Source organism: Ruegeria sp. AD9 (genome assembly GCF_056542305.1).
The window spans coordinates 1-11,448 of the sequence record NZ_JBQFZP010000032.1 but is presented as its reverse complement, the minus strand read 5'-3'; the positions used below and the strand labels follow the sequence as shown (position 1 = coordinate 11,448).

Genomic DNA, 11,448 nt, shown 5'->3' with positions numbered 1-11,448 from the left:
TCTCATCTCCACTCTCTGATGGTTACGATGAGCCTGAAATCCTCCGCTACGCAATCAACCTAGTCTGTTCCATGGGTGCTGATGGCGGACATACACGCCGATTTAGGTAGAATATTGTGATTGCTCTTCAACAATCTCAGCAAGCACCTCTCCAACGTCTGCCGTAACCAGTCCAGTTGGCCCAGTATAAGTGCCAGAATAAGCCTTCTGGGCAGGGATTTCTCCGGCACCTAGGTCGACTGCAACTCTCTCCATTATTTCGGGAAGTTCGTCCTCAAGTGTCTTGTATGTTATAAAGCTGTCATGGATTGGCAGGCACGGTTGCCGCATTTCAACAAATCTAAGCATGATCGCTTCAGCAATGTCTGCGTCAACGCGTTGCAAATAGACGCCTGCCCCCGTCATAAAATACTCTTCTAAGACGCCATGATGCTTCAGGATGCCATTGAGGAAGCAATTCCAGGGCATGCCCAACTCTTCCTCGTTAAATTCTGGTACGGTGTGGGGTGCAGGTCTGCGGCTTGCGTTTAGCAGGACATTGAATGCTCGCTTTACAACCTTGCGATGGCGGTCTCCGAACGGCTTGCTGTAGGGATCGGTATCCTTTGGTATCTCGGCCCCAATGGATTTGTATAGAAGCCGCAAATGAATTGAAGAGAAATCGTACTCACACGTTAGCTTACCGTTTATCTTGATGTGTTGACGCCAAAGCCTTGGCACGCTCTGCCACCATCCGCCATAGAACCTACCACCTTCGTCCCACTGTGGGCTGTTGAAGATGCGGCACAGCCGGGTACGTGTTGTGTTTATGCGCTGATATCGAACGTGTTCACGTTCGACCTTAGCCTCCTGCACGGCGTCACTTAGCCGGTCCATCTCCATGCCGTTGGTTTGTTTTTGCGTCAGGTCCAGAGTGAGCCTATAGCCTTCGAGATGATTGTTGATTTTATCTACATTATCGCGCCATCGGACTATCTGATCTGTATCAGAAAAGGCGAAACGTTTCTTTGTTCCGTTGCTCTTAATTCGTAGGATGATTGGGTCCGATGTGTCGATAAGATGCTCGGGTCTAAGCCCAACCATACCCAGTTTCTCTACAAGCTGCTTTGTGCCTCTAACCCTCGTTCGCCGACCACTCGCTTCATTACCAACACTTAGCTCATCCACATATCCTGCTGCGACTAGACCCTTGTACGCGTCGAGGAAAGGGCGCGGTGATACGAAATCCGGCTGGCCAGGGTTCTTCCGGTTAAGAGCATTGTTGTCCTTTGCAACGCCCACTTGCATGTCCGCATCTGCAACATAGGCATCGAACAAATCTAAGCATATGGCCCTCAAACAACTGCGGAACCTAGCGCCGCTTGCCGCATCCCTTTTACGCCGATTTTCCCATTGCTCAATTTCTGCTTGAATATGGTCTAACCTGTCAAAAATAGCAGGTGCGAACTTATCTTTAGGTGCACGCCAAAGATTTATTGGCCTGCTAGGCACGTCGTTGTATTCCAAACAAGTTATTCCTCTTCAGATGAGAAGACTATGGGAAAGCTGTGTTGCTAGCGCCGGTGGCACAAATCATCAATGACCAAAAATAAATGCCAACTCAACAAACAGCAAAATGCCGGAAAACAAGTAGTCTATGCCGTCAATTGGGGTCATGCGGCTCGATAGTTTTAAGCTTCTCTACAAGCTGTTGGTTCAATTCATTGCCTTTTTGCCCATAGTGAATTTCTCGGTGTATATTTGGACAAATCGCGGCGACGTAACGTGGATCGTCCGGTCCATCATCTGACAGTCGGCGTGTGTGATGAACTTCGAGGTACGGTTCCCCTGACTTAGTGCGGAACGGCGCCGGCTTACCAGTAAGTTCACAAAGGCCTCCGGCTCGTGCGAGAATATAGTCGCGAACAGCCTTACTTCTTGATCTGTAGGCTGAACGAGCGTTTTTCCACTGTTTTGTCTGGGTGGGCACGGCTGCTGCAATAGCTTTTTCTCGCAACCGCTCTATTGCGCTAGTTTCTGATGGCGCGCTTGCTAATTCCGGAAACGGCTCAACATCGCTATCGAGTTTTATGAGATGAAACTGGATGCAATCACGCAACTTTTCATTTGTATCCAGTCCGCTCAGGATATCCCAAGACTGACACGCAAATCGCCCCAAGAACCGAACTGGTTTGGATTTACCGAGGGCTTCAAATAAAAGAAGTTCTTTTCCTAGTTTGTCATGATCTCTGATGGCAGCGTTACCACGCAGAAACTCCATGTCTCCAGTTTGTCCTTCTCCAGTGTACAAGAACACTCCTTCGTCTCGCCAACCGTCCAAATAGCCATGTTGTTCACCACTTTTCCCGGTGAAGATGAAGACGTAGGGATGATCCTTAGGGGTAGATATCCCACCCTGCATTTGCCCCCCGAATACGGCGTGAATGTCTTCGCGCCGGGAGTACTCAACGCCTTCAATAAACTCCATTGGTACCGCTCCTTCTAGTCAGCCATTCTGTGGACACAACAATCGCTAGAAAAATTATGAGGATTGAAGCTCCTGCCGTTCGACAACTCATGAGTGCCAATCTATCTTCTTTGTTACAGCCTATTTTGCTACTTTGCGGGACGCTTGTCTGGCTTCGAATTGCTCCCAAAGCTTCATATGCCCCTTCTGCCGCGCGTCAGCTAGCCACAATTTCTTTCTTGCATCAGGCTGCTCAAGAGCGCGGTACTTACCATCTGAGAACTTTGGCCAATCTATCGCCATTCCGAGCTTGACCATTTCTGCAGACAAGTCGCGGCCATCTTCCAGATAGCACTTTGCCACGGTACGACCGTGGTCATCCTCAGCAGTGACCTCTGCTCTGACTTTCTGCCCCTTACATAGGGATACCAAAGCCCACTTGGCCTTCTTGCCGTAAGGGTGGTCAATCTCCGGCGCATCAACGCCAAACAAGCGCACTTGCTTTTTCTGTAGCTTTATAGTGTCGCCGTCCACAACGTAGGCAGCGCCCTCCAATACTGCGGCGGTGGGCTTCGGTACTACACTGCCTGCATCGAAACGTGATGGCCGACTTGTGTTCTGGGAAGGCGACGTACCCAACCTCGGCTTCAAGTCCGAAGTGTCCTGTCGTGTAGGCTTAGTACTTTTGTCAGGCTGTCGTTTGCTACGCGCAATGAGTAGTACAGCCACCACAACGACAATTAGCAGTAACAAAACTTCCATAGTATCGAACCTTCTAACGATATATTTCAAAGTGCATGCAACGCAATCGTCGGTTGCATCGCCTTTTACGATTAAGAGTGGGGTGACCTAGCTCCTTGTTCAGCCAGCTTGGAGACTTTGCTCGAGACGTAGTCCTACTATTTTGTTCTTATCCCTTGTCGGAACTTTCATGTGCCCGTGGCCTGGCTGTTTCGCATGATCGATTGCACATAGAACTTCGAGATTTTCCAAAGTGTTATCGGTTACGACGCCATTCTTGTGATGGCAGTGCAGTAGATGGGGCGCCGACCTGAGGTTCACACCGCACGCCTCACAAGTCCAATTTTTCCCACGCCTAGTTCTCTTAGAGATCGCCGCCCAGTCGTTGACATAAACATTGGGTTCAGCAGTCGTATCCCTTCGCGAAGGCTTGTCGTGAAAGAAAGTCGAAAATTCTAGAAGGAACTGGCTAATCTGAAACTCTCTCCAAATTTCAGTCTTGGTTTGGGATCCACCAATCTCCAGCTCGAGCCTGTTGTGCGGTTGTTCATACCCACGCCAATTGATGGCTTTTAAGCAGTTCTTACAAACTTTGAGGGCTGCCTCCGTCTCGCCGCGTTCACCAGTATCTTTCTCGAGCCAATCCACAAGAAAAAGCCCATCCATTCGATTAGTTACCACATATCGCTCGAAACGCCCTGCTTGCCGCATGGTGTCCAGCGTTTCACATTCTGCAACATGAAAACGGCGCGATTTCTCAGGCTCATGTTCTAGTGTATAGCGTTCGGCTCGAGTGTCCTTAATGTAAAGGATGACCTGCTCGCCTTTATAAGAAAGCAAACCACCAGGACCACTTGTCACGTCATCAAGCGTGATTTCAATCCCAGACTGGAGTTGAATTCTGATCTCTTCTCGGGGATCGAGCGGGCCAGTTTTGGGCGTCCAAGAAGAATGGCCCGCTCCCATTGCGGAGCGAAGGCGAACTAACTCTGTGAAGTCCAAGTCGAGCTTCATTGCACTTCCTCGAGTATTTTAACAATTTGTGAGCGAGCCTTAGTTCGGACCCTAAATTCGACGCGGCGTGAAAGACTTGGATCTTCCGAGCCGAATTCGTCCAGCACTAGTCGACTTGAAGAAAGACCATTGGCTGTTAGCAAAGACTGCAACCAATCTCGTTCCTCGGCCACGTTTGGTAGCGTTAGAGCAAAGCTAAGAACTTCTCTGGTTCGTGCTTGCGACAGAGCCATGTTGTTGTAGTAGGCTTGTTCAGGCGACGCACTATTCCACTCAGACGATGTGTGACCCTCAATCCTAATCTCTTCGATCGCTGGCCTAAACTCTGAGAGAACCTCAACATAGCGTGGGAAAAAGTCGGAAAGGATCTCTCTAAACTTCGCTCGGATATTTGATTGGCCTTCGGAGAACAAAACTTCCGGTGCGTTGAACCGAATGAGAAGTGTTTCTTTCTCAATCTCGGCATTCCATAGCGGTAAGTCGGTCTCAAATTCTTCGACAAGTTTATCAAAAATTTTGGTTTCAGTTTCCTGCCATGTTAACGCAATCTGAGCGATACTCTGTTTTTGTTTCTCAAGTTGCCTTTTTTGCTCCTCTAGTTGCTCTTTTTGCAACTCTAGTTCGTTGTTTTGCTCTTGAAGCGGCCGAATGAAAACAACGGCAATGAAAAGGAAAATCACCATCAGACCTGCCATCAAGTCTGACACAGAAAGCCAGTCGCCTTCATCGTCTTTTTTAGACGTCCCGAAAAATTCGTTCATGCGTTAACTCTACTTGAGTTGACCAGCGTGCGAAGTTGCTCAGTCAATGGCGAATAGTCAGAAACGAACTTCTCGGACAGCGAAGCGAGATTACTGCCGAGTAACTCCAACGACCTCTGCAGTTCTTGCTGCATCTGTTGATCAAAATCCGCGAACTGTTGATTGATCTTCTCGGAGCTGGACGTCCATGCCTCTTGAATGGCCTTTTGGGCCTCCCCCGCAGCAGCCTCAATAAGTTCCCCATGTCGATTGAACTCTTGCGATGCCCTTTCGTTCATTTGGGTCATTGCGTCACTGACACCCTTGGAGATTGCCCCTTGCGCCTCCTCCGCACTCGTGAGGAGGGTGCCATACCCACTTGAAATTTTATCAAAGCTACTCTGGCTTTCTGCAAGCGCAGCCTGAGACTTCCCGACAGCATCACTGACGCTGGCACCAAGATCCGAGGTTATCTTTTCCAGATTTGCCTCAATTATCGGGAACGCTTCGATGGCTTTATCTCTAAGCTGAGAAACTGCATCTAAGTTCACTTGCAAAACTTCTGATTGCGTATTTATGCCCGTTAGCGCAGGCTCTAGTTTTTCAATTGCTTGCGGGATACTGGCTGAATGCTGCTCTACTTTGGACAGTGCTAGTTGAGTAGCTTCGATCGACTTTACTGCCGCCTCCAGACGATCTTGAAGATTGTCCACGTGTTCCCGATACTTGTTTTGCCACTCAACCATGGAAGCAACCGCAGAGTTGAGTTCCTTAAAGTTCTCACCAAACTGCTCAGTAAGGTTTTGATTGAAATCCCGAATTACCTCTTCGAGCGCCTGGACAATGGCTTTTTGGTTATTTTCAACCATGTGCTCGGAAAACTCACGGAACTCTTTGATGAGCTCAGTCTGTCCATCATGAAGCGTGGTTCTCAGCTTTTGGACCTGCGTCAAGAGGCTGCTGTCACCATCTGAGGAAATGGCACTACGAAGTTGTTGCATCTGCTCTCGTGAGGCATCGGCACTCTTACGGCCGTCGTCTCGGATTTCTTGCAGAACTGAGAATATGTCTTCCGGTGTTGCGTCAGCGGTTTCCGCTTTTGAAGGTGCAACTGTTCGGACTAACCTGAACAAGATCGACGCAGCAATGCCAACAATACTCGTTGTGAACGCAATCTTGAGACCAGCCAATAGGCTAGGAACGCTTTCATCGATACTCTGCACGTCAAAATCGAGGAGACCGATGAGAATACCCGTGAATGTTCCCAAAACACCTAACGTAGCTAAGCTGTTTGGTGTAATAGCAACAAGACTGCCACCGAACCGGCTCTTGTTCAGGCCAGGCACAAACAAAACAAGTATCGCCGCTCCGAGCCAAACAACAATTGCTGCGGAAAACAAGTAGGCAATCTCATCTCCAACTATCGAAGAGTAGATGCGAAAAATTTCATCCATTTCTATTCCCAAACTTCCTATTTTTTTATCGGACGAGAAACTGTCCGTCCGGGGCACCCAAAAGATCAGCCACTTTCTATGGTGGCCTTGAGTTGCAAACCTTGAGCGAGATCAACTCTTGCGAATGTCAGAATTTGAACCATCCACGAGCACTACGACACCCTCACTGCTATGAACAAAGCGTAGTGATCAGGACCCCTGCCTTGACTTCGACTTGGGGCCTTTCCGATCTACATTGCTTTGACACCTAAAGGTTTGAAATCCAATGAGGACTTAGTAATTCGTCAGGCTGCCGCCTTTCGAATTCTTGCCAAAGTTATAATAATTTCAGCCAAACAAAATCTGGATTGCGCAAACTGGATGCAGTTTACTCTCTAGACGGCATCACCACTGCCTAACTCTCACACTACACACCATTAGCGAACAGTATGTTTTGAATGCTGGGCCTCTTATGCAGATGGTGCATCACCCAAAGCATACAAAAGAAGAATTGCTAACAACGGTGACCCTACGATAGAGATGAGCACCCAGATCAGACCAGACCGGTTTCGGTTCTGCGCCATATTCATAGGCACGATTATCCAGAGCCAAACCACAAAAGCCAGTGCAAGGGCGCTTGCCACAATAGCAACAATTGTCTCCACTACTATTGCTCCTCCTTATCCGGTGAACTCCATTGCCCACACTCAGGTGCAGACAACTCCACTGGTTCTGCAGAGACCACTAACTTAGGGTCCACCCGACACATTCGCATTTGACCAGTTTCCGTATTGGTTTGAACCAATAAGATACCGGACAACATTAGGGTTTGGTATTTACCCTCATCCGCACTTGCTAGTGATGTTGTAGCAAGCATCAACCCAAAGGCAGTCGCAGTCCGTTTCATGCGCATTGCTCCATACCAACACATCTATCAATGAGTACCGTGCCGAATGTAAACAGGACAGTAAAGCGGTCCTGCGATTAGGTCATAGTCAATTGGGTGCTGAGGATTGCGTACTAATCAGTGTGACACTAAGGTGAGACACACTATTAACCAACACACTACAATAGTGTTTACTATCAGTGTATTAGGCGTTCGGCGGCGTTTCCCCTAGGCTCCACCAAAACCTAACAGAACAACTAGATAGCAAGCATTAGAGCGGTGTGACACACAGGTGTGACACAAAATGAAGCTGCATGCGTACCTCTCACTGTCTAGACACGGCATATATTACTTCCGTTGGCCCCTGCCCGACACAAGACCAAAACCCCACACTGGACCAAGCACCACACATCGGACAGTGCATTGGGCTATCGCCCACCAGCCCCGGAAACCATCATTCCAATGGATCAGAGGCCGACGATGCACTAACAATCAAACTGGACTAGTCAAATGAGGCTGTTCACTATCAACGGCGGCCTCGTGATCAACAAACATAAACTGGCTAGACTGGTTGTTTGCGAGTGCGTCCTTGCAAAGTAGCTTACTCAAACGCCCCACAACGAGCTTCGCCGATAGCGTCATGGTGAGGTCCATAGCATCCCTCTGCACCATGGCCGTGCCAGTCACCGTGGTGATGCCTGTCCGTGCATGCGGCCATAGCTATGAGTATAGCCAAAAACGCCACCGTTCTCCGGGTTGCTTTTATGCTGTTGCTCTGACCCATTTGCGAAGCATCTTACCAACAATTTGGCAACCTACGCTTTGACACAAGTCAACACTCAACTGCAACGTCGTCCACATCACTGCAGTTAGGGGTTTAGTACGAAGGACCTTCTCATGTTGCTAGCTACGAGGAGGCGGGCCTAAAAAGCTCGAAATTAAGTTGGTCACAATCCATAATTATAAACGTGATGGCGTTGTCATGCTTGGTCTGCTGCAGTAGCGTCCTGAACCATGGTCATCCGACGATACTCAATTGTGCTACTAGTCAGCGTTCTGGTCACCCTGATCGGTTTTGGCACCGTTGTTCATGCGCTATCAGATGGCTGCATCGGCCTTCACTGTGAAAGCCAAATGCAATCAACGAAACACGCTTCCGTGGCAAAAAATAGCATCGAAAAGTCGTCCCCAAACAGCCACCATGACCCGGACAGTTCAGGAACCGGCGAGTGTAATCCCTCTATCTGCCAAGCCATTGTTTTGCTCGCCCAGAACGGAGAAGCCGCGCAGGATCAACGTGAAATTGATCCAGAGTTTCAGATTGGAACTCAAGCCAAGCCGATTGAACCGGATAACCCATACAAGCCCCCTGACCTTTGAAGCAGCGTAAATCCTTGCGAACATCTGCGACCTGCGCGTGCCGCTGTTCGCAATGAACCGCAGCACTATAAGCTTCCAAAATGTCAGGACCAATCCATGAAAAAAAGTTACTTACTAGTCGGCGTATGCACCGTCGCTGCCGTCGCCGCTTTCATAACTCTTCGGCCCGGTTCAATCGAAGAGACTACGCCGCAGGAGGCACTTGAAGGCGATGCTATGGTCGCAATTCAGATGCCGTCAATTGAGGGCAATGCTGTAATCGGTCAGCGTGTCTTTGATGTCTCCTGCGCTACTTGCCACGGCGTCAACGCGGTCGGAGTAGAAGGCGCAGGACCGCCTCTGATCCACAAGATATACGAGCCCAGCCACCACGCTGACGAAGCCTTTCAGAGGGCGGTTTCACAAGGTGTAAGAAGCCATCATTGGCAGTTTGGTGACATGCCGCCGGTCGAGGGATTGACGCGAGGTGACGTTGCCATGGTGATCGCGTACATTCGTGAAATTCAACGTGCCAACGGAATAAATTGAGGACAGGACCATGAAAAAGATCATAACGCTCGTAATCATGGCTGCTATTCCCAGCGGGGTGCTGGCGCATTCCAAGGCCGAAGAAACGACACCTGCCAACGGGGCTACTGTAACCTCTGTGCCCGCCGAAATCGGCCTCAGCTTCACCAAGGACATTCGGTTGACACGGATTGAGATGGCCCATGAAGAGCACGCGGCGGTACGCTTAGATTTGGGGGACCAGACAAGTTTCCGTCAGGTGTTCACGATCCCACTGCCGGGCAATGGAACCGGCACCTATGTCATCGAGTGGCGTGGTTTAGGTAAAGACGGCCATGCGATGCAGGGCGAATTTTCCTTTTCCGTGGAATGAGCATGCCAGACATTTGGGGAGTTGTCGCAATCCTCGCAAAGCTGGTGCTCTACATCGGCTTTGCTGGGTCCACCGGGCTTGTCGTCGTTAAGTGCCTCTATTCCGAACTAGTCGCGCCGGTAAGCCTTGCGATGAAGCGCCAAGCCTTGGTCTTGGCGTGGCTTTCCCTCGCAGCAACAGTATTTGGCTTCATGCTCCGAGGAGCCGCCTTAACGGGCGGAGTTGACGGCATGGTCGATCCAGAGATGCTTGGCTTGCTTTGGCAGACCTCCGTAGGTGACGTATTTGTTTATCGCCTTGCAGGCGCAGTGTTGATCCTTGTGGGACTGTCTGTTCCTCGCTTTGGTCTATGGATCGCGCTGTTGGGTGGCACATTGGCAATGTGGTCCTTCGCACAGATCGGACATGTGCTGGAACTGGAGAGTTTTGGTGTCCAACTCTTGCTGCTGTTGCACCTTCTATGTGTAGCTTTCTGGGTGGGCATCTTTAGCCCGCTGCGAGGTATGGCTCTCATGTCTGAACACCTGACAGATGCCGCTGAACTTGGTCATAGGTTTGGGCAAACTGCTGCATTGGTGGTACCGACCTTAATCGGTGCAGGCCTATGGATGGCTTGGTTGCTTGTCGGCAATCTCCAAGGGCTCTTGTTCACGGGTTACGGGCAAACGTTAATGCTCAAAGTGTTCCTTGTGGCGTTATTGATGATCCTCGCCGCTGCCAACAAGCTCCGATTTGTTCCGGCCATGCAAAGCGGAGAGGCAATAGCTGCGCGACGCCTCGCCCGATCCATCGAGGTTGAGGCAATAGTCGTATTAGCGGTTCTGGCGACGACGGCGGCACTCACGAGAGTACTAACGCTTCCGAGTTATGGGTAGGTAGAGATGAACAAACACCTGTGTGCACTCGCCATATGCGGCATTGGTACTAGCGTTGCTGCAGATCATGAGTTGTTGGACAGAGACTTAGCGAATGGGCAGAAACTCTATGCAGAGTACTGTGCCTCATGCCATGGAGTTAATCTGGAAGGCCAACCCGACTGGCAAACACCCGACGATAACGGAGTATTACCCGCCCCACCACATGACGTGACAGGGCACACATGGCACCATGATAACCAGCTACTGTTCGAGTATACCAAACTAGGTGGGGCAGACGCATTGGCAGCACGCGGTATTAAAGACTTCAACAGTGGCATGCCGGGCTTTGAGGGCACCCTGACTAACGACGACATATGGGACGTGCTGGCTTACATACGCTCCACTTGGCCTGACGATGTTCAGCAAATGCAGGCTAGTCGCAACCTTCCTCATCAGTAAAGGACAGTAGTCTGGTGTCGGTTTGGGTATACACAGTTCAACGTAGCAGGTTGAGTGCTTCTAAGTGTGACACAATGGTGAGACACTCTGCAAACCAACACACTACAATAGTGTTTACTATCAGGGCATTAGGCGTTCGGCAGCGTTTCCCCCAGGCTCCGCCAAAACCTAACAATACAACCAGTTAGCAAGCATTAGAGCGGCGTGACACACAGGTGTGACGCAAAATGAAGCTGCATGCGTATCTCTCACTGTCCCGACACGGCATCTACTACTTTCGTTGGCCCCTACCCGACGCGGCACCAAAACACCGCACCAGACTAAACACCCCGTGTAGAACCTTCGTGTTTCATTGCGTACTAGATGCCCTAATGAGACTGGTACTCTGGCACGGCGTCTTGCAGTGTGCGGTGACACAATAGCAAGGCACATAGAAGCATCGGGCACGAACCACGGCGAACTCCGCACAAAGGTGCATGAGCACTTCACTTCCTACATTGGCATCCAAACCCGTTGGAATGACCGTGACCGTCCGGCGAAGGCGCTCTGATGTGGTTCCGGTGGTCGCTGCTACGCTGCGATAGCAGCGTAGCGCCAGGGCATGAGTTCGTT

11 protein-coding genes are annotated in these 11,448 nt (G+C 50.1%); 5 read left to right on the top strand and 6 right to left on the bottom strand.

All coding sequences use genetic code 11. From position 1 onward, the window contains the following. Positions 1-102: 102 nt before the first annotated feature. The 6 genes from ACR0AM_RS20975 to ACR0AM_RS20950 form a co-directional block, all read right to left on the bottom strand. A complete protein-coding gene (locus ACR0AM_RS20975) occupies positions 103-1,506 on the bottom strand; it encodes a hypothetical protein (protein ID WP_480623926.1) in 1,404 nt (467 codons plus the stop codon). 136 nt (positions 1,507-1,642) lie between these two features. Further along, positions 1,643-2,467 carry an HNH endonuclease gene (locus tag ACR0AM_RS20970; protein WP_480623925.1) on the bottom strand — a complete coding sequence of 275 codons (825 nt, stop codon included), beginning with the start codon at positions 2,465-2,467 and terminating at the stop codon, positions 1,643-1,645. A 120-nt stretch (positions 2,468-2,587) separates the two neighbouring features. Next, a complete protein-coding gene (locus tag ACR0AM_RS20965) occupies positions 2,588-3,208 on the bottom strand; it encodes a thermonuclease family protein (RefSeq protein ID WP_480623924.1) in 621 nt (206 codons plus the stop codon). 99 nt (positions 3,209-3,307) lie between these two features. Further along, complete coding sequence (locus ACR0AM_RS20960) at positions 3,308-4,201, bottom strand: hypothetical protein (protein WP_480623923.1); 894 nt, start codon at positions 4,199-4,201, stop codon at positions 3,308-3,310. After that, positions 4,198-4,962, bottom strand: a complete 765-nt coding sequence (locus tag ACR0AM_RS20955) for an OmpA family protein (RefSeq protein WP_480623922.1) — start codon at positions 4,960-4,962, stop codon at positions 4,198-4,200. Before ACR0AM_RS20955 ends, ACR0AM_RS20960 begins: the two co-directional genes overlap by 4 nt. Continuing rightward, a complete protein-coding gene (locus tag ACR0AM_RS20950; protein ID WP_480623921.1) occupies positions 4,959-6,395 on the bottom strand; it encodes a hypothetical protein in 1,437 nt (478 codons plus the stop codon). Before ACR0AM_RS20950 ends, ACR0AM_RS20955 begins: the two co-directional genes overlap by 4 nt. Positions 6,396-8,298: 1,903 nt before the next feature. On the opposite strand from ACR0AM_RS20950, the gene ACR0AM_RS20945 reads away from it, so the two are divergent. From ACR0AM_RS20945 to ACR0AM_RS20925, 5 genes are all read left to right on the top strand, one after another. Further along, a complete protein-coding gene (locus ACR0AM_RS20945; protein WP_480623920.1) occupies positions 8,299-8,640 on the top strand; it encodes a hypothetical protein in 342 nt (113 codons plus the stop codon). 96 nt (positions 8,641-8,736) lie between these two features. Next, entirely contained in the window at positions 8,737-9,168 is a 432-nt protein-coding gene (locus ACR0AM_RS20940; RefSeq protein ID WP_480473968.1) for a c-type cytochrome, read from the top strand. Positions 9,169-9,178: 10 nt separating this feature from the next. Beyond that, on the top strand, positions 9,179-9,520 hold the full coding sequence (locus tag ACR0AM_RS20935; RefSeq protein ID WP_480508457.1) for a copper resistance CopC family protein: 342 nt from the start codon (positions 9,179-9,181) through the stop codon (positions 9,518-9,520). Between the two features lie 2 nt (positions 9,521-9,522). After that, the gene (locus tag ACR0AM_RS20930) at positions 9,523-10,395 is read left to right on the top strand and encodes a copper resistance D family protein (RefSeq protein WP_480623919.1); all 873 of its coding nucleotides are present in this window, start codon (positions 9,523-9,525) and stop codon (positions 10,393-10,395) included. A 6-nt stretch (positions 10,396-10,401) separates the two neighbouring features. After that, positions 10,402-10,836 (top strand): c-type cytochrome, encoded by a 435-nt coding sequence (locus ACR0AM_RS20925; protein ID WP_480623918.1) that lies wholly within the window; start codon positions 10,402-10,404, stop codon positions 10,834-10,836. The last annotated feature ends 612 nt before the right edge of the window (positions 10,837-11,448 follow it).